Raw genomic sequence first — 23,912 nt, forward strand, 5'->3', positions numbered from 1 at the left:
CGAAGCCGGCGTAGCCGCCGCCGTCGCCGGCACCGCCGCTGCCGCCGCCGGGCCACACGGTGGCGCCGCCGGGCGTGGTGACGGGGGCCTGCGGCGGCTGGGCCGGGGGCGCGGGCCAGCCGAAGGGCTGCTGGGGGTCAGGGTCCTGGTGGCCGTAGCGGCGAGTGCTGTCCGTCATGTGTACGACTGTGCGCCCCGTTCATGAGAACAGTCTGAGTGCGTACTGAGAAGCCGGGCAGAACGGTGTAGGCGGGGCGTAAGGGCCCGGACGTTCCTCAGCCGCCGCAGCCGCACGAGCGCCGGATCACCAGTGCCGAGGGGAACTGTTTCAGCCGCTCGCGCCGCGTCCCGGCGTAGCGGAGCCCGTCGTCGAGCACGAGGTCCACGGCGGACCGGGCCATGGCCTGCCGGTCCGAGGCGACGGTGGTGAGCGGCGGGTCGGTGAGCGCCGCCTCCTTCACGTCGTCGAAACCGGCGACGGCCAGTTCGCCCGGCACGTCGATGCGCAGTTCGCGCGCGGCCCGCAGGACGCCGATGGCCTGGTCGTCGGTGGCGCAGACGAGGGCGGGGGGCCGGTCGGGGCCGCTGAGCAGCTCCAGGGCGACCTTGTAGGCGTCGTAGCGGTTGTACGGGGCCTGGAAAAGGCGGCCCTCCAGCGACTTGCCGGCTTCCCGCATGGCGCGCCGCCAGCCCTCGACGTGGTCGGTGACGGGGTCGCCGATGGCGGGGGTGTGTTCGGTGCCGCCGAAGCAGGCCACGTAGGGGTGGCCGTGTTCCAGGAGGTGCCGGGTGGCGAGCTGGGCGCCGCCGATGTCGTCCGTCACCACGGCGACGTCGTCGATGGCGTCGGGCCTGCGGTGCATCAGCACCACGCGGGCGTCCCATGCGTCGATCTCGGTCGCGGCGTGTTCGCTGGGGCCCTGGCTGATGAGGATGAGGCCGGAGACGCGCATGCCCAGGAAGGCCCGCAGATAGTGGACTTCGCGCTCGTCGAGGTAGTCGGAGTTCCCGACCAGGACCATCTTCCCGCGCTCGGCGGCCGCCTGCTCGACCGCGTGCGCCATCTCCGCGAAGAAGGGCTGGCGCGCGTCCGGGACGATCAGGCCTATGAGGTCCGTCCGGCGGGAGGCCATCGCCTGGGCGACCCGGTCGGGCCGGTATCCCAGTTCCTTGATCGCGGCCAGCACCCGCTCCCGCGTCGCCGGTGCCACCGGTCGCGGTCCGTTGTTGATGACGTAGCTGACCACCGCGGTGGACGTCCCCGCCAGCCTCGCCACATCGTCCCGCGTCACCTTGGCCACGCGCGGCAGTCTACGCGGGTCCACCTAGGGTTTGGCCGGTCGTGACGATTTCGTGCTGAGGGCCGGGGAGGGCTCGGTGCCGCGGTCGCCGGGGCAGTCGGCGGGCCCGGTTCCCCTGCCGGATCCGGACCCCTCGGACCGCGCCTCGGGCTCCGGCTTCTCGGGGAGGACGAAGCGGTAGCCGACGTTCCGGACGGTGCCGATGAGGGACTCGTGCTCGGGCCCCAGCTTGGCCCGCAGCCGCCGGACGTGGACGTCCACCGTGCGCGTACCGCCGAAGTAGTCGTAGCCCCAGACCTCCTGGAGCAGCTGGGCCCGGGTGAAGACCCGGCCGGGGTGCTGGGCGAGGTACTTCAGCAGCTCGAACTCCTTGAAGGTCAGGTCCAGGACCCGGCCCTTGAGCTTGGCGCTGTAGGTGGCCTCGTCGACGGAGAGGTCGCCGGTGCGGATCTCCATGGGGCTGTCGTCCATGGTGATCTGCTGCCGGCCCATCGCCAGCCGCAGCCGGGCCTCGACCTCGGCCGGGCCCGCGGTGTCGAGCAGCACGTCGTCGACGCCCCAGTCCGCGGTGACGGCGGCCAGGCCGCCCTCGGTGACCACGAGGAGCAGGGGACAGCCGGGGCCGGTGGAGCGCAGCAGCTGGCAGAGGCTGCGGACGTGCGGGAGGTCGCGGCGGCCGTCGATCAGTATGACGTCGGCGCCGGGCACATCCACCAGTGCGGGGCCCTCGGCGGGGGCCACGCGCACGCTGTGCAGCAGCAGTCCGAGCGCCGGGAGCACCTCGGCGGAGGGCTGGAGCGCATTGGTCAGCAGCAGCAGGGAGCTCATCGACGGTTCCTCCGCTCTGAGGGCTTCCGAATGCACAAAAGGACCCGGGGGCGACTCTGCCCGGATCCTCTCTGCCCAGCAGGATAACCCACGGGCCTTTCGACGGCATGGAAGATTTTGCACACCCTTGTGTTCCGTCGGTCACTTCGGGTGGTGGTGGCGCGGCCCTCTTGACGCGCAGTTCCCCGCCCCGAAAGGGGCGCGGGGAACTGCGCGACCAGCCACGACGAACCCGCAGCCGAAAGCTACGCCTCCTCCACCACCGGCTGCGCGAACTGCGCCTCGTAGAGCCGCGCATACGCGCCCCCGGCAGCGAGCAACGCATCGTGGGTGCCCTGTTCGACGATGCGCCCGGACTCCATGACGAGGATGACGTCCGCATCGCGGATGGTCGACAGCCGGTGCGCGATGACGAAGCTCGTACGCCCCGTGCGCAGCCGGCCCATGGCCTGCTGGATGAGGACTTCGGTACGGGTGTCCACGGAGCTGGTCGCCTCGTCCAGGACGAGGATCTCCGGCTCGGCCAGGAAGGCCCGGGCGATGGTGATCAGCTGCTTCTCGCCGACGGAGACGTTGGAGCCCTCGTCGTCGATGACGGTGTCGTAGCCGTCGGGCAGGGTGCGCACGAAGCGGTCGACGTGCGTGGCCTTCGCCGCCTCGACGATCTTGTCCATGGGGACGTCCTGGGCGCCGTAGGCGATGTTCTCGGCGATGGTGCCGCCGAACAGCCAGGTGTCCTGCAGGACCATGCCGATGTGCGAGCGCAGCTCCTCGCGGGACATCCCGGCGACGTCGATGCCGTCGAGCGTGATGCGGCCGCTGTTGACCTCGTAGAACCGCATGAGCAGGTTGACCATGGTGGTCTTGCCCGCGCCCGTGGGGCCGACGATGGCGACGGTCTGGCCGGGGCGCACGGTGAGCGAGAGGTCCTCGATGAGCGGCTTGTCCATCTCGTAGCGGAAGGAGACCTGCTCGAAGGCGACCTCGCCGCGGACGTGCTCCGGCCGCACCGCGTCCGCCGCGTCCGGCGACTGCTCCTCGGCGTCGAGGAGTTCGAAGACGCGCTCGGCGGAGGCCACGCCGGACTGCACCAGGTTGGCCATGGAGGCCACCTGCGTGAGCGGCTGGCTGAACTGCCGGGAGTACTGGACGAAGGCCTGGACGTCACCGATCGACAGGGCACCGCTGGCGACCCGCAGACCGCCCACGACGGCGACCATGACGTAGTTGAGGTTGCCGATGAACATCATCGCGGGCTGGATCACGCCGGAGATGAACTGGGCCTTGAAACCGGCCTGGTAGAGCTCCTCGTTCTCCTTGCGGAAGGTCTCCGCGGACTCCTGCTGCCGGCCGAAGACCTTCACCAGCGCGTGGCCGGTGTACATCTCCTCGATGTGGGCGTTGAGTTTGCCCGTCGACTTCCACTGCGTGACGAACTGGGGCTGCGCCCGCTTGCCGATCTTGGTGGCGACCACGACCGACACCGGCACGGTGATCAGCGCGACCAGGGCGAGCAGCCAGGAGATCCAGAACATCATCGCCAGGACGCCCACGATCGTCAGCACCGAGGTGACGATCTGGCTCAGCGTCTGCTGCAGCGTGGTGGCGATGTTGTCGATGTCGTTGGTGGCGCGGGAAAGGACTTCGCCGCGGGGCTGCTTGTCGAAGTAGCTCAGCGGCAGGCGGCCGAGCTTCTCCTCGACCTCCTCGCGCAGCCGGTAGACCGCCCGCTGCACGACCGTCGTGGCGATCCGGGCCTGGACGAAGCCGAAGAGCGAGGCGACGACGTAGATCAGCAGGACCCACAGCAGGACGGTGCCGACGGCGCCGAAGTCGATGCCGTGGCCGGGGGTGAAGTCCACTCCGGACAGCAGGTCGGCGATCTTGTTGTCGCCCTGCTGCCGCATATGCGCCAGGGCCTCGGCCTTGGTGGTGCCGGCGGGTATCTGGTGTCCTATGACGCCCGCGAAGATCAGGTCCGTCGCGTGGCCGAGCACCTTCGGCCCGACGACGGTCAGCGCCACGCTCGCGACGCTGAGGAACAATCCGACCGATATCAGCGCGCGTTCGGGGCGCAGCTGGGCGAGCATGCGACGGCTGGAGCCGGTGAAGTCCATGGACTTCTCGGTCGGCTGGGCGCCCATCCAGCGCGCGGCCCCGGTGGCAGGCGCGGGGCCTCTGCGCTGCGGGGGGCTCTGGTTCCCTTCGGAACTCACGCGGCCTCCTCCTCCGTGAGCTGGGAGAGCACGATCTCCCGGTAGGTCTCGTTGGACTCCATGAGTGCGGAGTGGGTGCCGGTGCCGACGACGCGGCCCTCGTCGAGGACGACGATGCGGTCGGCGTCGCGGATGGTGGACACGCGCTGGGCGACGATCAGCACGGTCGCGTCGCCGGTCTCACGGGCCAGGGCGGCCCGCAGCCGGGCGTCGGTGGCGTAGTCGAGCGCGGAGAAGGAGTCGTCGAAGAGGTAGATCTCCGGCTTGCGGACCAGGGCCCGGGCGATGGCCAGGCGCTGGCGCTGGCCGCCGGAGACATTGGAGCCGCCCTGGGCGATGGGCGCCTGGAGTCCTTCGTCCATGGCCTCGACGAAGTCGCGGGCCTGGGCGGTCTCCAGGGCCTGCCAGAGCTCCTCGTCGGTGGCCTCGGGGCGGCCGTAGCGGAGGTTGGAGGCGACGGTCCCGGAGAAGAGGTACGGCTTCTGCGGTACGAGACCGACGGCCCCGGAGAGCACGGCCGGGTCGAGCTCGCGGACGTCCACGCCGTCGACGAGCACGGTGCCCGCGGTGGCGTCGGACAGCCGGGGGATCAGGCCCAGCAGCGTCGACTTGCCGCTGCCGGTGGAACCGATGACGGCGGTGACCTCGCCGGGCCGTGCGACGAGGGAGACGTCCTTGAGGACGGGCTCCTCGGCGCCCGGGTAGCGGAACTCGACGCCGCTGAGCTCCAGGTGACCGCGCCGGCGCAGTTCGGTGACGGGCGCGAGCGGCGGCACGACGCTGGACTCGGTCTCCAGCACCTCCTGGATGCGCTCGGCGCACACCTCGGCGCGCGGCACCATCATGAACATGAAGGTGGCCATCATGATCGCCATCAGGATCTGCATGAGATAGCTGAGGAACGCCGTCAGCGCGCCGATCTCCAGCTGACCGCTGTCGATGCGGTGCCCGCCGAACCAGAGGACGGCGATCGACGACAGGTTCACGATCAGCATCACGGACGGGAACATCAGCGACATCAGCCGCCCGGCCCGCAGCGAGACGTCCATCAGCTCCGTGTTCGCCGCACGGAACCGTTTCCGCTCATGCGTGTCGCGGACGAAGGCGCGGATGACCCGGATGCCCGTGATCTGTTCGCGCAGCACGCGGTTGACGGTGTCGATGCGCTCCTGGACGCCCCGGAAGATCGGGCGCATCCGCCAGATGATCAGCGAGACGACGACGCCCAGCGCCGGGACGATCAGCAGCAGCAGCGCGGACAGCGGCACGTCCTGGTTGAGCGCCAGGCCGATGCCGCCGATGCACATGATCGGCGCCGAGACCATCAGCGTGAACCCCATCAGCGTCAGCATCTGGACCTGCTGGACGTCGTTGGTGGTCCGGGTGATCAGCGAGGGCGCCCCGAAGCGGCCGACCTCGCGGGAGGAGAAGGACTGCACCCGGTCGAAGACCTCGGCGCGCAGATCGCGCCCGAGGGCCATGGCCGTGCGGGCACCGTAGTAGACAGCACCGACCGCGCAGACGATCTGGGCGAGCGTGACGGCGAGCATCACACCACCGGTGCTCAGGATGTAACCGGTGTCGCCCTTCACGACGCCCTTGTCGATGATGTCCGCGTTGAGAGTAGGGAGGTAGAGCGTGGCAAGCGTCTGAACGAGCTGCAGGAGCACGACCAGCGCGATCGGTCTGGAGTAGGGCTTCAGGTAGGCCCGCAGAAGTCGCACCAACACACAAGAAGCCTATGCGAGCAAGAGGGCGACGGGCCTCTGCTTTACCGGCTGCGGACCTGACGCGCCCCGGTACCCGTCATCATGGATGCGGCAGACAAAGGAAGGGGTCGCCGTGACGACGACACACACGGCAGGGCCGGGCATCCCGGCGCAGCCGGGGCCGGTGCCGGCCGGCACGCTCCGGTACTGGGCCGCGGCCAAGGCCGCCGCCGGCACGGCCGAGGAGCCGTATGCGGCGCGCACGCTGGCGGAGGCGCTGGGCGCGGCCCGCGTGCGTCACGAGCGCAGCCCGGAATTCGCGCGCGTGCTGTCGCGCTGCTCGTTCCTGGTGGACGGCGCCCCCGTCGGCACACGCGACCACTCGACGGTCCAACTGGCCGAGGGCGGCACGGTCGAGGTGCTCCCGCCCTTCGCAGGAGGGTGACCCCGGCAGCATGAGCGATCAGCACCACAATCCGTACCAGCCGTACGACCCGTACGGGCAGCAGCAACAGGACCCGTACGGCTCGTCCTACGACTACGCGCCCTACCCGCAGCAGCACCAGCACCAGCAGCACCAACAGCCCGTGGCCTGGCCCGAGCAGGACTCCTCGCAGCACGACTCGGCGACCCAGACCTGGCAGACGCAGACCTGGGACACGACGACCTGGCAGCAACCGCTGGTCCCGGACTCCTACGCGTCCGCGCCCATGCCCGCGCACCAGGAACCGGTGTACGAGCCCGTCCCGCAGCCCGCGCCCGCGCCGGTGGTCGTCGCGGCCGCGGCCGAACCGGCGCTCGCCGAGCGGCCGATGACGGCGGCGGAGAAGGCCAGGGCCGAGGGCCGGCCGCAGATCGTGTCGCCGGGGCTCCAGCCGGCCCTGCTCACGACGGTGCTCGCGGTCCTGCTGGCCGCCGCCGCACCGCTGGGGCGGCCGGCGCTGGCCGTGCCCGTGGTGCTGCTGCAGGCGGTGACCGCGGCGGGCTGGTTCCGGCTGAACGGCATGTGGCCCGCGCGGCAGGGCATCGCGCTCGCGTTCCTCGGCGGCGTGGCCGCCGACATCGGCCTGCTGGCCACGGACGCCGGGCAGGCGCCGAAGGTGGTGCTGGGCACGCTGGGCGTGTGGGTGCTGCTGGTCGTCGTGCTCCAGCTGCGCAGCCACGCCTCGCCGGACGAGCGGCTGTACGGGCTGACGGCCGCGGCCGCGTCGGCGGCGCTGGCGGTCCTGGCGGCCGGGCACCTGGCCGCGGACCACCGCGCCGTGGTGACCGGTGCGCTCGGTGTGGCGGCGGCCGTGCTGGCCCGGGCGCTGCCGCTGCCGTCCGTCGCCTCGCCGGTCGTCGCGCTGATCGCGGCGGCGGGTGCGGGGGTCGCGGGCGGGAGCCTGACCGGGCTCGGCGCCTCGGCCGCGCTGCTGGGCCTGGCGGCCGGCGCCTGTGCGCTGGTGGGCCTGCGCGTGGCGAGTTACGACTATCCGTCCCGTTTTGTCCATATGACGGCGGGAGTTGCGCTGCCGCTGGCCCTGGCCGCGCCGGTGGTCTACGTCCTCGGCAGGGCGCTCGCCTGATCAGTTACAGAACGGTTGCACCGGCCCCCCGGCTTTCATCTGATCCGTCCGGTTAGGCTCGACGGATATGCCGGGGGTGCCGAAACCGATCTGAACGGGTGGGGGAGCGACAGCGGATGCGTGGAATACGGGCAACACTGATCGTCCTGATCGTCCTGGGAGCCCTTTTCGTGGGCGCCGACCGGGCGGCCGTGTACGTCGCCGAGAACCAGGCAGCCGACAAGATCCGTAACAGCCAGGGGCTTTCGGGCACGCCCGATGTCTCCATCAAGGGCTTCCCCTTCCTCACCCAGATCGCGGACTCCCGCCTCGACGAGGTCGACGTCAAGCTCGACGGAGGCATCACCGCGGAGTCCGGCGGGCGTTCCATACGCGTCAGCGGCTTCGACGCCCGACTGCACGGCGTCCGCATCAACAGCAGCTTCACCTCCGCCGTCGCCGACCGCGCGAGCGGTACCGCCCACATCTCCTACGAGGACCTGACGAAGGCCGTCGGCGAACCCGGCGCCACCGTCGGCTACGCGGGCCAGGGCCAGACGGGCAAGGTCAAGGTCACCGGGCACGTGAAGATCATGGGCCAGGACATCGAGCGCAGCGTCATCTCCTCGGTGTCGATCGTGGACGGCAACACCGTGCGGGTCCACGCGGACGAGATCCCGGCGCAGGGCCTCCCGGGCGTGGAGGAGGCCGTCCGGAAGAAGACGGACTTCGACCGGCGGATCACGGGCCTGCCGAAGGGCCTCAAGCTGGACAAGGTGGAGGCGACCCCGACGGGCGTCGACATCACCCTGACGGGCTCCGACGTCAACCTGGCGGGCTAGATGGGCCGGGGTGACTTAGCGCCCCGTAAGGGGCGCGGGGAACTGCGCGGGCAAGCACAACGAACCCGCACATCCCAACCGGCGAGACACTTATGCCCGCACAGCAGTACGGCCAGCCCTGACAGGGCACCCCGAGGTGCCGGACAACCAAGAAAATCCCGCCATCCGAGACGACGCATCCCACTATGCGACACGACGGTGACACGCGTCCCCGCCCGTCCCTACGATCCCTTCTATGAAGCGACAGGCGGATCTCACGAAGCGGCGGGCAGTCGACCTGTGCCGCCTCTCCGCCATGCTCTGTCGCCGTGTCTGACGGGGACGGCTCCCGCCCGCCCTCCCCCGTACTCCCTCCCCCACGGCCCCCGGCCGTCTCCTTGCCATACCGCCGCGCCGCACCCCGGCGCCGCACCCCGCAATTGCCCCGGAGGAGAACAGCATGAGCCGCAGTGACGTCCTGGTGGACGCCGACTGGGTCCAGGACCGCATCGACGCCGCCGACCCCCGGACCGTGATCGTCGAGGTCGACGAGGACACGTCCGCCTACGACAAGAACCACATCAAGACGGCCATCCGGATCGACTGGAAGACCGACCTCCAGGACCCGGTCCGCCGCGACTTCGTCGACCAGGCCGGCTTCGAGGAGCTGCTGTCCTCGAAGGGCATCGCCAACGACGACACCGTCGTCCTCTACGGCGGCAACAACAACTGGTTCGCCGCGTACGCCTACTGGTACTTCAAGCTCTACGGCCACCGGGACGTCCGCCTCCTCGACGGCGGCCGCAAGAAGTGGGAGCTGGACTCCCGCGACCTGGTCGCCGAGGTCCCGCAGCGCCCCCGCACCGAGTACCGGGCGCAGCCGCAGGACACCTCGATCCGCGCCTTCCGCGACGACGTCCTCGCCGCCATCGGCAGCCTGAACCTCGTCGACGTGCGCTCGCCCGACGAGTTCAGCGGCAAGCTGCTGGCGCCCGCGCACCTTCCGCAGGAGCAGTCGCAGCGCCCCGGCCACGTGCCCACCGCGCGCAACATCCCGTGGTCCAAGGCGGCCAACGACGACGGCACCTTCAAGTCCGACGCGGAGCTGGAGGAGGTCTACCGGGGCGCGGGCGTGGACCTGGGCAAGGACACCATCGCCTACTGCCGCATCGGCGAGCGCTCCGCGCACACCTGGTTCGTGCTGCACGAGCTGCTCGGCCAGCCCAACGTGCGCAACTACGACGGCTCGTGGACCGAGTACGGCTCGCTCGTCGGCGTGCCGATCGAGCTCGGCGCCAACTGACCCCGCCCTCTACCCCGAAGGATCACAGCATGTGTGGAGCAAAGGCCGGCGGCCCCGACGCGTCGACCGCCAAGTCCGGTGAGACCACCATCCAGGGTTCCGTGACCCGTGACGGGCAGCCGGTGTCCGGCTACGTCCGACTCCTCGACAGCAGCGGCGAGTTCACCGCCGAGGTGCCCACCTCGGCGACCGGACAGTTCCGCTTCTACGCGGCCGAGGGCACGTGGACCCTGCGTGCGCTCGTGCCGGGCGCGACGGCGGACCGCAAGGTCGTCGCCCAGCAGGGCGGGCTGACCGAGGTGGCCATCGCCGTCTGAGGACCGGAGGGCCGCACTCCCGGGGTTGGACGCCGCGATGGGAGGAGTGCGGCCCTTCGCCGTCGCCCTTCGCAGGGCGCCGGGTCCGGTCGTACCGTGGAAGCGTGTACGCACGGCGACGGCGCATGTACTTCGCCATGATGGGCACCTGCATCGGCATGTTCGTCCTGGCCTGGGCGGTGGTGCGCCTGTGGTCCGTGCCGGCGGCCGTGGGGATGTGCCTGTTCGCGATGGTCATCCCGCCGGTCGCGGCGATCGTGGCCAATCGCCGCGGGCCGGACGACCGGTGGTGGGACGACCCCTCCGGGGACGAGGAGTCCGACCGGTGGTGGGACGAGCTGGACGGCAAGCGGTGAGCGCTCCGCGCGGAGCGCTCCCGCGCCCTCAGTACACCAGCGCCTGGGCGCCGTCCGCCATCGCCTCGCTCACGAACACCTGCGCGCCCGCGATGCGTGCGCCCTCGATCAGGTCCTGTTCCTCGATGTCCCGCCGCGCCGCGCACTGCGTGCACACCGTGATCGTGCCGCCCCCGGCCCGGATCCCCTCGATCAGGTCCGGCAGCGGGGCCGCGTGCGGCAGTTCGAACTCCGCGGCGCGCCCGGGGAGCGCGAACCACGTCGACTCCCCCGTCAGCCACAACGACACCTCGACGCCGCTGGCCACGGCCACCGCCGCCACCGTGAACGCCTGCGAGCACCGCTCCGGCGCGTCCGCGCCCGCCGTCACCTTGATCACGAGCTTCTTGTTCGCCATGTGATCACTCTAGGACCGGCCGGATCCACCTCACAGCGCCGCTCCCGGCACGGCCGACTAGACTCGTCCCCGGTCCGTACTTCCGTACACATACACACCCTCCGACCGAGGAGCGCGCTCGTGCTTGAGGCTTTCTTCACCACCCTGCTGGTCCTGGTCGCCGTCGGCGTCGTCGCGTTCGCCGGGCTGACCTGGAAGAAGCTCTACCAGGGCCAGCGCTGACGCCGACGCCTCCCATCGGCCGCCCGAGCATCCGTCCCCTACAGATCGACTGAGCCCACTCATGATCGAGATTCCCTCCGGCCTCCACCCCGACGTCGCCCCGCTGCTCTTCCTCCTCGGCAGGTGGGAAGGTGCGGGCGTCGCGGACTTCCCCGGCGCCGAGAAGTGCAACTTCGGCCAGGAAGTGATCTTCACGCACGACGGCCGGGACTTCCTGGAGTACGTCTCGCACACGTGGGTGCTCGACTCCGAGGGCAAGCCGGTCAAGCCGATCGAGACCGAGAGCGGCTTCTGGCGCGTGACGAAGGACCGCAAGGTCGAGGTCGTCATGACGCGCGACTCCGGTGTCGCCGAGGTCTGGTACGGCGAGCTGGCGGACAACAAGCCGCAGATCGACCTGGCCACGGACGCCGTCGCCCGGACCGCGGCCTCCGGCCCGTACTCCGGCGGCAAGCGCCTGTACGGCTACGTCAAGGGCGACCTGATGTGGGTCGGCGAGAAGGCCACCCCCGAGGTGCCGCTGCGCCCGTACATGTCGGCGCACCTGAAGAAGGTGTCCAGCCTCCAGGAGTGGGCGCAGAACCTGCCCGAGGACGGCCCGGACGGCGTCGCCTTCTACCGCCAGGACGGCACCCCGTACAACCCGGAGACCCCGGAAGCCTGACGCAGCACCATCTCAGCGCACCGCGGGGAAAGCCGGTCGAAATCCGGCGCTGACCCGCAACGGTAGGCGGAGGGAACCCCCGGGTCCCCTCCGCGAGCCCGATCGCCCGCGGCGCGTACAGCTCCCTGCACACTCGCCGTGGACTGCGAGGGGAGGCCCTTCCCCGGGGACGCCCTGTACGTACGGACGCGGCACGAGGCGAAGGCGTGCGCCCGTGGCGACCACCCACCAGGACACCGCACCGACGACCCGGGCGGCCCGCCGGCTGCCGCTGCCGCCGCTGATCGCCGGGCTCGCCGCGGCCCTGCTCGCCTCGCTGCTGTGCGGCGTCGCGTTCGGCGCCTCCGGCCTGTCCTGGTCCGAGGTGCTGCGGTATCTGCACGCCGGACTGACGGGCGGCACCCTCCGGGCGGACGAGTCCGCCGCCTACACCATCGTGTGGGAACTCCGCTTCCCGCGCGCCCTGCTGGCCGCCGTCGTGGGCGCGGGGCTCTCCGCCGTCGGCGTGGCCGTGCAGGCCATGGTCCGCAACGCGCTCGCCGACCCGTTCGTCCTGGGCATCTCCTCCGGCGCCGCGGTCGGTGCGAACGCCGTGCTGCTGTTCGGCGCGCTGGGCTCGCTCGGCGTCTGGGCGCTGTCCTCGGCCGCGTTCGCCTCCGCGCTGGGCGCGATGGCGCTCGTCTACGCGGCCGCGCGCACTCCGCACGGTCTGACGCCGCTGCGGCTCGTCCTGACCGGCAGCGCCATGTTCTACGGCTTCTCCGCCGTCACCACGCTGATGGTCTTCGGCGCCGAGCGCGGCGAGGCCGCCCGCTCGGCCATGATGTGGCTGCTGGGCAGCCTGGGCGGGGCCACCTGGGCGAACCTGCCGATCGCCGCGGCCGCCGTGCTCGCCGGACTGGGGTGGCTGCTGTGGTGTGCGCGCCGCCTCAATGCCCTGGCCATGGGCGACGAGACGGCGGCCGCGCTGGGCGTCGATCCCGCCCGGCTGCGCCGCAGCCTGTTCGTCGTGACGGCGGCCGTCACCGGGGCCGTGGTGGCCGTCAGCGGGGCCATCGGCTTCGTCGGGCTGATGGTCCCGCACGTCGCCCGCATGCTCGTCGGCGCCGACCACCGCCGGGTGCTGGCCGTGGCGCCGCTGCTGGGCGCGGTGCTGCTGGTGTGGGTCGACACCCTCTCCCGGCTGCTGCTGGCGCCCGTCGAACTGCCCGTCGGCGTCATCACCGCCCTGCTCGGCGTGCCCTGCTTCGTGCTGCTGATGCGCCGCCGCGGCTACACCTTCGGAGGTGCCTGATGCAGGTGGACATCGAGGACCTGTCGGTCGGCATCGCCGGTGCCCGGCTCGTCGAGGACATTGCGCTCCGGGCGGACAGCGGGCGGTTCGTGGGGCTGGTGGGCCCCAACGGCAGCGGGAAATCGACCGTGTTGCGCTGTGTCTACCGTGCGCTGCGGCCGACCGCCGGACGCGTCCTGCTCGCCGGTGACGACCTGCACGGGATGACGGCGCGCGAGAGTGCCCGCCGACTGGCCGCGCTGCCGCAGGAGTCGGGCAGCGAGTTCGACTTCACCGTCGCCGAGGTCGTCGCGATGGGCCGGCTGCCGCACCAGGGCGCGGCGGGCCGCGTCACGGCGGCCGACACCGAGGCGTGCGCCGCCGCCCTCGCCCGGACCGGTGCCGCGCACCTGGCCGGCCGGGGGTTCCTCACGCTCTCCGGCGGCGAGAAACAGCGTGTGCTGATCGCCCGCGCCCTGGCACAGCAGCCCGAGGTGCTCGTCCTGGACGAGCCGACCAACCACCTGGACATCGCCCAGCAGTTGGAGGTGCTGTCCCTGGTGCGCTCCTCGGGTCTGACCGTTCTTGCCGCCCTGCACGACCTCAACCTCGCGGCCACGCACTGCGATGTGCTGTACGTCATCGCAGGCGGCCGGATCGTCGCCGCCGGCCCGCCGCACGACGTGCTGAGTGCAGAACTGCTCGCCGATGTCTTCGGCGTACGGGCGCACCGCGTGCCCCATCCGGTCACCGGCGCACCGCAGTTGCTCTTCGACCGTCTGACCGTCCAGTGAACCGTAAGGACCTCATGCGCGCCCCTCGTACCGCCGTTTCCCTGCTCGCCGCCTTCGCTCTGACGGGGTGCGGCGCGAAAGTGGCCGAAGGCCCGGACGACAACACCGCGAAGGCCTCCGGCCGTTATCCCGTCACCGTCGAGAACTGCGGCCTGAAGACCACGTACGACAAGGCGCCGCAGCGGGTCGTGACGAACGACGTCAACATGGCCGAGATCATGTTCGCGCTCGGCCTGGAGGACCACATGGCGGGCTACGTCGCGCCGGACTACAAGGGCGACCGGACCTCCGTACCGTGGAAGGACGGCTACAGCAAGGTCGAGCAGCTCTCCGACAAGGAGATCACCAAGGAACTCGTCCTGGACGCAAAGGCCGACTGGGTCTTCGCGGGCTGGAACTACGGCTTCGGCGAGGGCAGCGGCGTGACCCCCGACGCGCTGAAGAAGCTCGGCGTCGGCTCGTACGTGCTCACCGAGTCCTGCCACAACGGCAGCGGCGGCAAGGCCCGCGGCGTGATGCCCCCGCTGGAAGCGCTCTACACCGACCTGGAGAACCTGGGCAGGATCTTCGCCGTGGAGGACCGGGCGGCGAAGCTGATCGCGGACTCGAAGAAGCAGGTCGCCGCCGCGCAGGCGCAGGTGCCGCGGGACGGCGCCCGGCCGAAGGTCTTCCTCTACGACAGCGGCCAGGACAAGCCGACGACGGCGGGCGCGTTCGCCGCCCCGCACGACATCATCGCCAAGGCCGGCGGCGAGAACGTGATGAAGGACCTGAAGGACTCGTGGGCGGAGGTCGGCTGGGAGACCGTCGTCGAGCGCGCACCCGACGTCATCGTGATCAACAACTACGGGGACGTGAGCGCCGAGCAGAAGAAGAAGTTCCTGACGTCCTACCCGCCGCTGGCGGACGTCCCGGCCGTCAGGAACGGCCGCATCTTCGTGCTGGACTACGCCGACCTGGTCGAGAGCCCGCGCAACCCGGCGGCGGTGGCCGCCCTGGCCGGATATCTGAAGGGGGTACGCGGCCGGTGAAGCCTCCTAGACTGGAGGTGTGGTGGACACCGACTGGCAGAGCGACCTCCGTAAACGCGGCTACCGGCTGACCCCGCAGCGCCAGCTCGTCCTGGAGGCGGTCGACCGTCTCGAGCACGCGACACCGGACGACATCCTGACCGAGGTCCGCAAGACCGCGGGCGGGGTGAACATCTCGACCGTCTACCGGACGCTGGAGCTGCTGGAGGAGCTGGGGCTGGTCAGCCATGCCCACCTCGGGCACGGTGCGCCGACGTACCATCTGGCCGACCGGCACCACCACATACACCTCGTGTGCCGCGACTGCACGGACGTGATCGAGGCCGACCTGTCGGTGGCCGCGGACTTCACCGCGAAGCTGCGCGAGGACTTCGGCTTCGACACCGACATGAAACACTTCGCGATCTTCGGCCGGTGTGCGCAGTGCTCCGCGAAGGAGTCGTCCGAGGCGCCGTAGGCTTGAGATCATGCCGCTTCCAACGAAGAGCCCTCTGCTGTCGCTGCCCGGCGCCGTCCCCGCCGAGGGCCCGGACGAAGGTGTCGCCGCGCACTACGGCGATCTGTTCCGCGAGCAGCGCATGCTCGCCGACGGGTCCGGTTTCGTCGACCTGTCGCACCGCGGGGTCGTCACCGTCACCGGGCCGGACCGGCTGAGCTGGCTGCACCTGCTGCTCACCCAGCACGTGAGCGAACTGCCGCCCGGCCAGGCCACCGAGGCGCTGATCCTCTCGCCGCACGGCCACGTCGAGCACGCCCTGTACCTGGTCGACGACGGCGAGACGACCTGGGCCCATGTGGAGCCCGGGACGCAGGAGGCGCTGATCGCCTACCTGGAGAGCATGAAGTTCTTCTACCGGGTCGAGGTCGCCGACCGGACCGCGGACATCGCCGTCGTGCACCTGCCCGCCGGCTCGATCGCCGAGGCGGACGCGGATGTGGTGGTGCGGGAGACGCCGCACGGGCGCGACCTCTTCCTGCCGCGCGAGCGGCTGGAGGCGTTCGCCGGGGCGCACGGCCCCGCGGCGGGCGTCCTCGCCCTCGAGGCCCTGCGCGTCGAGGCGCACCGGCCGCGGCTCGGCCTGGAGACCGACCACCGCACCATCCCGCACGAGCTGGGCCTGATCGGCGTGGCCGTCCACCTGCAGAAGGGCTGCTACCGGGGCCAGGAGACAGTGGCCCGCGTCCACAACCTGGGGAAGCCGCCACGGCGGCTGGTCTTCCTGCACCTGGACGGCAGCGGGGTGACCCTGCCGGGCCACGGCGCCCCGGTCCGCCTGGCGTCCGACGGCCCGGAGGGCCGCCGGCTGGGCTTCGTGACGACCTCGGCCCGCCACCACGAACTGGGGCCGATCGCCCTCGCGCTGGTCAAGCGGAATGTGCCGCTGGAGGCGGCACTGATCGTGGGAGAGGGGACGGCGGCGTCACAGGAGGTCGTGGTCGAGCCGTAGCACCCCGTCAGGGGCGCTACACCTCCACCAGCACCGTGAACGGCCCGTCGTTCGTCAGCGTCACCTTCATGTCCGCGCCGAAGCGCCCCGTCTCCACCTGGGCGCCCAGCGCCCGGAGTTGGGCGACGACCTCGTCGACCAACGGCTCGGCCACCCCGCCGGGGGCCGCCGCGTTCCACGTGGGCCGGCGCCCCTTGCGCGCGTCACCGTAAAGCGTGAACTGGGAGATCACCAGCAGCGGCGCCCCCACGTCCGAACAGGACTTCTCGTCCTCCAGCACCCGCAGGGACCACAACTTGCGGGCCAGTTGGGCCGCTTTCGCCGCCGTGTCGTCGTGCGTCACCCCGACGAGCACGCACAGTCCGGCTCCGATGATCTCGCCGACCACCTCGCCGTCCACGACGACGCTCGCCCCGTTCACCCTCTGCACCACAGCACGCATACCGACCATGATGCCTCGTACCGCAACAGGGCCGTTCGGGTGGAGAGACCCTGCGCGGGGGGCGCACTCGGTGGCACGATGCGTGCAGGCGGTGCTCGATGCGCGCCGCCCAGGGGCCCGAGGGGACGGATGACGGCCATGACGACACGCAAGGCACTGGACACCACGGCAGTGGACACGGCGGGCGCCCTGCGCAGCGCCCTCGCGTCCCGGCCCCCGAGCCAGCGCTCCGGCAGGCTGGCGGACGTCGGCCTCGCGGAGCTGCGGACGCGGCGCCGTGCCGCGCAGCGCGAGGAGGCGGATCTCAGCTACGTGCGCAGGCTGCTGCAGGGCCGTATCGACATCCTGCGCGCCGAGCTGTCCCGCCGCTCGGCGCCGGGTTCGCCGGTCGTGGAGCGGCTGCCGGAGATCCTGGCGGACGGCCCCTCCGCGCACCGTTCGTCCGCCCGGCACGTGCGGCTGGGCGTCCCGGTCGGCGACGAGTGCCGGCGGCTGGCCGAGGAGATGCTGTCCGAGGTGGGGCTCTCGGACCCGGAGGCCCGGACCGAGCAGGAGCTGCGCGAGGGGATGGCACGGCTGGCGGGGTACGAGCGGCAGGTGTCGGCCCGCCGCCGCGTGCTGCAGCAGACCGCGGACGACTGCGGTGCGGAGATCGCGCGCCGGTACCGCGACGGCGAGGCACAGGTGGACGACCTCCTCGCATGAGCGTGGCCGTGTGAGCGCCGTGTGGCGGCCCGGAAAAATGCCGTGCGGGCCACGCAGGGGCACCCCTAGCGTGCATTCATGACCCCTGTGAGTCCCCGCCCGTCCACCCCCGTGATCCGCACGCTCGACGACTCCGACCTGCCCGACTGGCTGCGCGTCATGTGCACCGGTTTCCTCAGGCCGCCGGTGGTGCCCAAGGAGGAGGTGGAGATACGCCTGGCGGGCATGGACCTGGACCGCGCGCAGGGCGCCTTCGACGACGGGCGCTGCGTGGCCACGTTCCGCAGCTTCGCGCAGCGGATCTCCGTGCCGGGCGGGGCCTCGGTGCCCGCGAATGCGGTCTGCAACGTCACCGTCGCGCCGACGCACCGCAGGCGCGGCCTGCTCGGCACGATGATGGAGCGCGACCTGCGGGCCGCCAGGGAGCGCGGCGACGCCGCGGCCACCCTGATCTCCGCCGAGTACCCGATCTACGGGCGTTACGGCTTCGGCCCGGCCACCTGGGTCACCGAGTGGGAGGTGGAGACGGCCCGCACCGGGCTTTCCGCCCGCTACGCGGGCCCGGAGTGCGGCGGCCGCGTGGACCTCGTCGACGGCGCCGCCGTCCGCGAGCTCGGCCCCGCCCTGCACGAGCGGCTGCGGACGCTGCGGCACGGCGCCGTCGACCGCGGCGAGCGCTGGTGGCGGTTCGCCACGGGCGACCTGCCGCGGCACGGCCGCACCTGGACCGAGCCGTTCTACGCGGTGTACCGCTCGCCGGAGGGCCGCGTCGACGGCCTGGTCGCGTACACCGCCGACGACGTCTGGGAGGCCAAGCGCCCGCTGTGCTCGGCCCACGTGCGGGATCTCGTGGCCGTCTCCCCCGCCGCGGAGCGTGCCCTCTGGCACTTCCTGCTGACGATCGACTGGATCACCAAGGTCACCACGGGTCTGCGCGCCCCCGACGACCTGCTCCCGCTGCTGCTGCCGGACCCGCGGGCGGCCCGGGTGCTCACGCACGCGGACTTCCTGTGGCTGCGCCCGCTCGACGTGCCGGCCCTGCTGGCCGCCCGCAGCTACGCCTGCCCCGGCTCGCTCGTCCTGGAGGTCTCCGACCCGCAGGGCCTGGCCGGCGGCCGCTGGCTGCTGGAGGCCGGGCCCGACGGCGCGAGCTGCACGCCGACCCGGCGCCCGGCCGAACTGGTGCTGGACGTGGGCGACTTGGGGGCGCTGTACCTCGGCGACGAGTCCGTGCTGCGGCTGGCCGCGCTGGGCCGGGTGGCGGAGGAGAGCCCGGGGGCGGCCGCCCGCGCGGAGCCGGTGCTGCGCACGGCGGCGCGGCCGTGGTGCCCGGACATCTTCTGACGGACCCGACCGGACTTGACCTCAACCTTTGTTGAGGTTGGAGGCTTCTCCTCGTACCGCTTCACACCGGCCACGACACTGGGAGAAGAACCTCCATGTCCTCCGAGCGCCCGTACCGCCTCGCCGTCATCGTCGCCTCCACCCGTGAGGGCCGCTTCGGCCCCACGGTGGCCAACTGGCTCGCCCTGCAGACCGCGCAGCGCGACGACGTCGAGACCGACGTCATCGACCTCGCCCATCACCCGCTGCCGGTCAGCCTCAGCCGCGACCCCGGCCCGGAGGACGCCGCCGCCCTCGCCGCCGTGACGCCGCGGCTGGCGGAGGCGGACGCCTTCATCGTCATCACCCCCGAGTACAACCACAGTTACCCCGCCTCCCTGAAGCAGCTCATCGACTGGCACTACACCCAGTGGCAGGCCAAGCCCGTCGCCTTCGTCTCCTACGGCGGGCTCTCCGGCGGCCTGCGCGCCGTGGAGCACCTGCGCCCGGTCTTCTCCGAGCTGCACGCGGTGACCATCCGCGAGACGGTCAGCTTCCACAGCCCCTGGGGCAAGCTGGACGACTCCGGCCGTCACCTGGACGAGGCGGCCGGCCAGTCCGCGGCGGGGGCGGCCAAGGTGCTGCTCGACCAGCTCGCCTGGTGGGCCCTGGCGCTGCGCGAGGCCCGGGCGGCGCGCCCGTACGGCGCCTGAGCCCTGCGGGGCGGCGGTTACCCCATACGCCCATCCGGGAACCCTCTGTTCCATGACCGATCCACGGAGGCAGACCCCGGTGACGCCCGACGGCCGGCTCGGACCGGCCGCCCACCACCCCGGCCGGTCCGACGCCCGCTATCTGGAGCGCCGGAACGCGCTGGCCCGGCTGGCCGACGGCCACCGGGCGGGCGACCGGCTGCCGGACGTGGACTACACGGAGGCCGAGCACGCGACCTGGCGCACGGTCCGCACCGCGCTCGCCGCGGCGCACGGCGCGCACGCGTCCCGCGAGGTGCTGGAGGCGCGTGAAGGCTTCCCCGTCCCGCCGGACCGCATCCCCGGGCTCGCGGAGGCCGGGGCCCGGCTGCGCGGCCTGACGGGCTTCGGCTTCACCCTGACCGGCGGCCCGGTGGAGACCCGCCGCTTCCTGGGGGCGTTCGCGGACGGCTGGTTCCACGCCGTCCCGTTCGTCCGGCACCCGGCGGTACCGCTCTACACCCCCGAACCCGACGTGATCCACGACATGTTCGGCCACGGCATCCACCTGTCCTCCCCCCGGTTCGCGGAGCTCTACCGCATGTTCGGCAAGGCGGCGCTGCGGGCGGCGGACGAGGCGGCGCTGCGGCGGATCAACCGCGTGTACTGGTACGTGCTGGAGTTCGGCGTCCTGACGGAGGCGGGGGAACCGAAGGCGTACGGTGCGGCACTCCTGTCGTCGTACGGCGAACTGGCCCGGCTGCCGGGCTGCGTGATCCGCCCGCTGGACATGCGGGAGATGGCGCGGACGCCGTACTACTCGGCCGCGTACCAGCCGGTGCTCTTCGCGGGACGGTCGCTGGAGCACGTGTGCGAGGAACTGGGAACGTTCCTGGACGCGGAAATCTCCTAACCGAGCGGCTGGGTGAACCGGATGCGGTTCCCGAAGGGGTCCCGCAGCCCGCAGTCGATCCCGTACGGGCGCTCCGTCGGCCCCTCGGTGAACTCGACGCCCCGGGCGAGCAGGGTCTCGTAGGTCTTGCGGCAGTCGTCCGTGGTGAAGATGAGCCAGCCGCCCATGGCCCCCTTGGTCACCAACTCGCGGACCTGCTGGGCCGTTTCCTCGGACATCGCCGGGGCGCCGGGCTTCTCCAGCAGGATCTGCCGGCCGGGCTCGCCGGGGACGGAGACGGTGAGCCACCGCATGAATCCGAGGGGGACGTCGGCGGCCACCTCCAGGCCGAGCTTGCCGACGTAGAAGTCGAGGGCATCGTCCTGGTCGAGGACGTAGATCTGCGATTGCGTGATGGCGTTGAACATGTGCATCAGCCTAGGAGCGCGCGTCGCCGGAAACTTCTCCGAAACTGCTCGGACTGCTCTGACTGCTCGGCCGGGTCCAGGCCATGGCAAAGCAGTTGGGCACGTGGGTGGTGGGCGGTGCGAGTTTGCGATACTCCCGCGGAGAATGCCCCACGATGTCGCGGAACGTCCGGCTGAACGTCCCGAGACTGCCGAACCCGACCTCGAAACAGATGTCGGTGACCGGCCGCCGGGTCTCCCTCAGCAGGAACATGGCCCGCTCGACCCGCCGCCGCTGCAGGTACCGGTGCGGTGTCTCGCCGAAGGCGGCCCGGAAGGTGCGGGTGAAGTGCGCCTCGGAGACATGCGCGATCCGCGCGAGCGCGGGAACGTCGAGGGGCTGCGCGTAGGCGCGGTCCATCGCGTCCCGGGCGCGCAGCAGGCGGCGGTTGGACTCCTCGGCGGCGCGGCTCATGGGGTCATCAGATCACGGCGCCCCGTCAGGGGCGCCGTGCTGTGTCTCCTACGGGGCGCCGGACGCGTCCTGATCCGGGTCGAAGAGCTCCTCGGCCCGGCCGACGATGAAGGCGCGGTCCAGCCACCGGCCCAGCGCGTCCAGGCCGGTGCAGCCGGTGACCCGCTCCCGGACGGCGGCGTCGACGGGAATCCCCCGCTTCTCCAGCACCCGCAGAACGTTCTCCGCCCGCTCCTTGGCCCCGCCCTCCAAACGGCCATCCGTTCGGGTGAAGACGGACCGAATTGCCAATGCCGGGGAAAATCAGGTCAGTTGGCCGGGTACCGCTCAGCAGGAAAGACCCGCCGGCCATGCGGAGAAGTCGGCCCGTGGAAGGCGTACGCCAGATCGTCTGCCAACTCCGCTGTGACAGCGCGCCCTTCCGTCTGCGCGAGCCAGTACGGGGGCAGGGCCGCATCGCCGTGCAGGGCGCCGAGGAGGTTGCCGCAGACGGAACCGGTGGAGTCGCTGTCGCCGGAGTGGTTGACGGACAGCAGGAGGGCGTCGGCGACGGAGCCGGGGTGCGGGTGGGCGAGCGCGGCGTACACGGCGATGGCGAGGGCTTCTTCGGCGATCCAGCCGCCGCCGAGGGTCTCGGCCTTCTCCGGCGAGGGCGCACCGCCGGCGGCCAGCGCGAGGGCCGCGCGCAGGGCCGCCGTGGTCTCCTCGTGGCCGGGGAAGCGGGCCAGCAGCTCCAGGGCGCGGAGCACGGAGCCCTCCAGGGAGTCGCCGTCCAGCAGGTGCCGCACGATCGCGGCGAACGCGCCGGCCGCGTAGTACCCGGTGGGGTGCCCGTGCGTGATCTGCGCGCAGTGGGCGGCCAGTTCGAAGGCCTCGGTTGCGGACGCGCCGGTGAGCCCGAAGGGGGCGGAGCGCATGACCGTTCCGCAGCCCTTGGACTGCGAGTTGACGGGGCCCGGGGTGCCGTCGAGGGGGCGGTGCGGGTCGGGGATGTGGGCGTGCTGCAGCCCGGAGAGGCAGGCGTTGCCGGGTGCCCGGCGCGCGTAGAGCCACGGCTGACGGCACAGCCACCCGTCCGCCGCGGGCGGCGGGGCGGGGTGGTTCTGGGTGTCCAGCCAGCGGAGGTAGGCGTTGCGGACGATCCCGGTGACGGCGCCCGGGTTCGTCCGGGCGCGGATGAGCCCCTCGGCGGTGAAGAGGGTCATCTGCGTGTCGTCGGTAACCCGCCCGACGACCCCGTCCCCCTCGGGCACGGGCCCGGTGATGCCGGCTGCACCGTAGGCGCCGCGGATCGCGGCCAGGGAGCGGAACTCGATCGGGTTGCCGAGGGCATCACCGATCGCGCCCCCGAGCAGACAGCCGCGGATGCGGGCGCGGAGGGTGTCGGTGGCGGCGGCCGTGTGAGCGGTCACTGAGGATTCCTTGATCCGGTGGTGCCCGGCCGGTAAAGCCTGCGGTACGTCTCGATGCAGACGTCGATCGGGCGGATGGGGACGAAGTCGACGTCGCCGTTGTCCTTGGCGACGACGGGGTACGCACCGCCGGGCTCCGGCGGACGGGTCCGGTCGGTGACCGGGGGGAGGCTCGCGTAGACGAGGTAGCCCTCGTCGAACTCGACCACGTTCAGGGGAGCGGGCGTTCCGTCCGGCCACGTCGGCGCGTAGTGGGGACGCACGATCTCCAGGGCTTCTTCGGGGGTGCTGGGCGCCGAATTCCCGGGGCCGGGAGCGGTGGGCTGGTTCATCGTGACTCCTTACTTGACCGCCGGAGGAACCGTCGGGGCGTACGTGGGCTTGGGCGGCAGCGGCAGAATCGGCCTGCGGTTCGCGTCCAAGGGGATGTACCAGACGCCATCGGCCCCATGGTGGAGAGGGTAGGTACTGACGCTGCCGTCCTGGGTGTCGACCCAGTAGATCCGCCCACGGTGGTTCACCGCATTGAACGCGTGGCCGCCGCCCTGAGGCCAGTTCACTGAAATGTACGCGGACGACCCATGTCCACCACGGAGCAGCTCACTGGCGACCTCGGCGTAGGCCGGGCCCTCTCCGGCGTATCGGTAGCCCGCGCCGGCCCATCGTTCGGCATTCGTCACCCCGTTCCGCTCGGGCGACCAACGATCCAGGTTCCCCGCAGCGTCGAGGTCCCAAGTACGCGGTGCGGAGACCTGTGGGTTGCCGTACCACGTCTCCATGAACGACCGTGCGCAGTCGGCGCAGTTGTTGGACCGGCCGGGCATCGTCGGACCGCCGTCGTTCTGCATGCGCGCCCAGCGGTCGGTCGGGTCGGGGAACCGCTCGAAGTTGCCCGCTGCATCCTTCGGTACCGCGTCCTCCAGCAGCACCTGGTCGATCGCGTAGGGCTCCTTCAGCCCGCGATGCCCGCCCAGCATCTCGTGACGAATGTCGAGATGGGTGGCAGTGGCGGTGCTGTGGGGAGGAACGGGGTTACGAGGCGTGTAAAGCGGCTCCTTGCGCTTACCACTGGGGTCGTTGGGGTGCGACGAGTCCGCCGCGTCGTGATGGTCGGGGTGTTCGGAGTGACCGTCGTGGTGACTGGAGTCGTGGCCCGAGTCGTGGCCCGTGTCGTGGCCCGTGTGATCGTGCTCGGCATGGTCGGCCGGGGCATCGTGACCGTTGTGCTCGTGACCGCTGTGCTCGTGACCGCTGTGCTCGTGACCGCTGTGCTCGTGACCGCTGTGCTCGTGACCGCCGCGGTCATGAGTTCCGCTGTCATGAGTTCCGCTGTCATG

28 protein-coding genes are annotated in these 23,912 nt (G+C 71.5%); 16 read left to right on the forward strand and 12 right to left on the reverse strand.

Translation table 11 applies throughout. The features are described 5' to 3' along the window. Positions 1-275: 275 nt before the first annotated feature. From HG542_RS32350 to HG542_RS32365, 4 genes are all read right to left on the reverse strand, one after another. Positions 276-1,301, reverse strand: coding sequence for a LacI family DNA-binding transcriptional regulator (locus tag HG542_RS32350; protein WP_171087837.1), 1,026 nt, complete (start codon positions 1,299-1,301; stop codon positions 276-278). Between the two features lie 24 nt (positions 1,302-1,325). After that, on the reverse strand, positions 1,326-2,129 hold the full coding sequence (locus HG542_RS32355; protein WP_171087839.1) for a response regulator transcription factor: 804 nt from the start codon (positions 2,127-2,129) through the stop codon (positions 1,326-1,328). A 245-nt stretch (positions 2,130-2,374) separates the two neighbouring features. After that, positions 2,375-4,273 (reverse strand): ABC transporter ATP-binding protein, encoded by a 1,899-nt coding sequence (locus tag HG542_RS32360; protein WP_171087884.1) that lies wholly within the window; start codon positions 4,271-4,273, stop codon positions 2,375-2,377. 68 nt (positions 4,274-4,341) lie between these two features. Beyond that, positions 4,342-6,075, reverse strand: a complete 1,734-nt coding sequence (locus HG542_RS32365) for an ABC transporter ATP-binding protein (RefSeq protein ID WP_171087842.1) — start codon at positions 6,073-6,075, stop codon at positions 4,342-4,344. Between the two features lie 163 nt (positions 6,076-6,238). Here HG542_RS32365 and HG542_RS32370 point away from each other — a divergent pair, with 163 nt between their 5' ends. The 6 genes from HG542_RS32370 to HG542_RS32395 all read left to right on the forward strand — a co-directional run bounded on the left by HG542_RS32370 (position 6,239) and on the right by HG542_RS32395 (position 10,398). Next, complete coding sequence (locus tag HG542_RS32370; protein WP_171087886.1) at positions 6,239-6,499, forward strand: MoaD/ThiS family protein; 261 nt, start codon at positions 6,239-6,241, stop codon at positions 6,497-6,499. Positions 6,500-6,509: 10 nt separating this feature from the next. Further along, positions 6,510-7,622 (forward strand): hypothetical protein, encoded by a 1,113-nt coding sequence (locus tag HG542_RS32375; protein ID WP_171087844.1) that lies wholly within the window; start codon positions 6,510-6,512, stop codon positions 7,620-7,622. Between the two features lie 116 nt (positions 7,623-7,738). Beyond that, positions 7,739-8,443, forward strand: a complete 705-nt coding sequence (locus HG542_RS32380) for an LmeA family phospholipid-binding protein (RefSeq protein ID WP_171087846.1) — start codon at positions 7,739-7,741, stop codon at positions 8,441-8,443. A 439-nt stretch (positions 8,444-8,882) separates the two neighbouring features. Continuing rightward, positions 8,883-9,725, forward strand: a complete 843-nt coding sequence (locus HG542_RS32385; protein WP_171087848.1) for a sulfurtransferase — start codon at positions 8,883-8,885, stop codon at positions 9,723-9,725. A 29-nt stretch (positions 9,726-9,754) separates the two neighbouring features. Continuing rightward, the gene (locus tag HG542_RS32390) at positions 9,755-10,042 is read left to right on the forward strand and encodes a DUF1416 domain-containing protein (protein ID WP_171087849.1); all 288 of its coding nucleotides are present in this window, start codon (positions 9,755-9,757) and stop codon (positions 10,040-10,042) included. A gap of 104 nt (positions 10,043-10,146) precedes the next feature. Beyond that, the gene (locus tag HG542_RS32395; protein WP_227726242.1) at positions 10,147-10,398 is read left to right on the forward strand and encodes a DUF3099 domain-containing protein; all 252 of its coding nucleotides are present in this window, start codon (positions 10,147-10,149) and stop codon (positions 10,396-10,398) included. Between the two features lie 28 nt (positions 10,399-10,426). Here the strand turns inward: HG542_RS32395 and HG542_RS32400 are convergent, their stop codons facing one another. Continuing rightward, positions 10,427-10,795, reverse strand: a complete 369-nt coding sequence (locus HG542_RS32400) for a DsrE family protein (RefSeq protein WP_171087851.1) — start codon at positions 10,793-10,795, stop codon at positions 10,427-10,429. A gap of 283 nt (positions 10,796-11,078) precedes the next feature. On the opposite strand from HG542_RS32400, the gene HG542_RS32405 reads away from it, so the two are divergent. The 6 genes from HG542_RS32405 (at position 11,079) to ygfZ (ending at position 16,227) form a co-directional block, all read left to right on the forward strand. Further along, the gene (locus HG542_RS32405; RefSeq protein ID WP_171087852.1) at positions 11,079-11,681 is read left to right on the forward strand and encodes a heme-binding beta-barrel domain-containing protein; all 603 of its coding nucleotides are present in this window, start codon (positions 11,079-11,081) and stop codon (positions 11,679-11,681) included. A 214-nt stretch (positions 11,682-11,895) separates the two neighbouring features. Beyond that, positions 11,896-12,975, forward strand: coding sequence for a FecCD family ABC transporter permease (locus tag HG542_RS32410; protein WP_171087854.1), 1,080 nt, complete (start codon positions 11,896-11,898; stop codon positions 12,973-12,975). Continuing rightward, entirely contained in the window at positions 12,975-13,748 is a 774-nt protein-coding gene (locus HG542_RS32415; RefSeq protein ID WP_171087856.1) for an ABC transporter ATP-binding protein, read from the forward strand. The genes HG542_RS32410 and HG542_RS32415 overlap by 1 nt, the downstream gene beginning before the upstream one ends. A gap of 14 nt (positions 13,749-13,762) precedes the next feature. Further along, on the forward strand, positions 13,763-14,779 hold the full coding sequence (locus HG542_RS32420; RefSeq protein ID WP_171087859.1) for an ABC transporter substrate-binding protein: 1,017 nt from the start codon (positions 13,763-13,765) through the stop codon (positions 14,777-14,779). A 19-nt stretch (positions 14,780-14,798) separates the two neighbouring features. Continuing rightward, positions 14,799-15,236, forward strand: coding sequence for a Fur family transcriptional regulator (locus HG542_RS32425; protein WP_171087861.1), 438 nt, complete (start codon positions 14,799-14,801; stop codon positions 15,234-15,236). Between the two features lie 10 nt (positions 15,237-15,246). After that, entirely contained in the window at positions 15,247-16,227 is a 981-nt protein-coding gene (gene ygfZ, locus HG542_RS32430; RefSeq protein WP_171087863.1) for a CAF17-like 4Fe-4S cluster assembly/insertion protein YgfZ, read from the forward strand. Between the two features lie 16 nt (positions 16,228-16,243). Here the strand turns inward: ygfZ and dtd are convergent, their stop codons facing one another. Then, a complete protein-coding gene (gene dtd / locus HG542_RS32435; protein WP_171087865.1) occupies positions 16,244-16,669 on the reverse strand; it encodes a D-aminoacyl-tRNA deacylase in 426 nt (141 codons plus the stop codon). A 129-nt stretch (positions 16,670-16,798) separates the two neighbouring features. Here dtd and HG542_RS32440 point away from each other — a divergent pair, with 129 nt between their 5' ends. The 4 genes from HG542_RS32440 to HG542_RS32455 all read left to right on the forward strand — a co-directional run bounded on the left by HG542_RS32440 (position 16,799) and on the right by HG542_RS32455 (position 20,302). After that, a complete protein-coding gene (locus tag HG542_RS32440; protein WP_373313109.1) occupies positions 16,799-17,374 on the forward strand; it encodes an RsiG family protein in 576 nt (191 codons plus the stop codon). Between the two features lie 78 nt (positions 17,375-17,452). Further along, a complete protein-coding gene (locus tag HG542_RS32445; protein ID WP_171087869.1) occupies positions 17,453-18,718 on the forward strand; it encodes a GNAT family N-acetyltransferase in 1,266 nt (421 codons plus the stop codon). Between the two features lie 95 nt (positions 18,719-18,813). Continuing rightward, complete coding sequence (locus tag HG542_RS32450) at positions 18,814-19,410, forward strand: NADPH-dependent FMN reductase (protein WP_171087871.1); 597 nt, start codon at positions 18,814-18,816, stop codon at positions 19,408-19,410. Between the two features lie 52 nt (positions 19,411-19,462). Further along, the gene (locus tag HG542_RS32455) at positions 19,463-20,302 is read left to right on the forward strand and encodes a phenylalanine 4-monooxygenase (protein WP_171087873.1); all 840 of its coding nucleotides are present in this window, start codon (positions 19,463-19,465) and stop codon (positions 20,300-20,302) included. Here the strand turns inward: HG542_RS32455 and HG542_RS32460 are convergent. From HG542_RS32460 to HG542_RS32485, 6 genes are all read right to left on the reverse strand, one after another. Continuing rightward, positions 20,299-20,709, reverse strand: a complete 411-nt coding sequence (locus tag HG542_RS32460; protein ID WP_171087875.1) for a VOC family protein — start codon at positions 20,707-20,709, stop codon at positions 20,299-20,301. The two genes, HG542_RS32455 and HG542_RS32460, sit on opposite strands and share 4 nt — an antisense overlap. A 10-nt stretch (positions 20,710-20,719) precedes the next feature. After that, a complete protein-coding gene (locus HG542_RS32465) occupies positions 20,720-21,163 on the reverse strand; it encodes a helix-turn-helix domain-containing protein (RefSeq protein ID WP_171087877.1) in 444 nt (147 codons plus the stop codon). Between the two features lie 48 nt (positions 21,164-21,211). Then, complete coding sequence (locus tag HG542_RS32470) at positions 21,212-21,415, reverse strand: hypothetical protein (protein WP_229922551.1); 204 nt, start codon at positions 21,413-21,415, stop codon at positions 21,212-21,214. Positions 21,416-21,471: 56 nt separating this feature from the next. Continuing rightward, complete coding sequence (locus tag HG542_RS32475) at positions 21,472-22,575, reverse strand: ADP-ribosylglycohydrolase family protein (RefSeq protein WP_229922552.1); 1,104 nt, start codon at positions 22,573-22,575, stop codon at positions 21,472-21,474. Further along, positions 22,572-22,907 carry an SUKH-4 family immunity protein gene (locus HG542_RS32480; RefSeq protein ID WP_171087880.1) on the reverse strand — a complete coding sequence of 112 codons (336 nt, stop codon included), beginning with the start codon at positions 22,905-22,907 and terminating at the stop codon, positions 22,572-22,574. The genes HG542_RS32475 and HG542_RS32480 overlap by 4 nt, the downstream gene beginning before the upstream one ends. Positions 22,908-22,916: 9 nt before the next feature. Continuing rightward, positions 22,917-23,912 (reverse strand): toxin glutamine deamidase domain-containing protein (locus HG542_RS32485; protein ID WP_171087882.1); only part of this gene is annotated, 996 nt, incomplete at its 5' end.

The organism is Streptomyces morookaense (assembly GCF_013030945.1).
Lineage (GTDB): Bacteria > Actinomycetota > Actinomycetes > Streptomycetales > Streptomycetaceae > Streptomyces > Streptomyces morookaensis.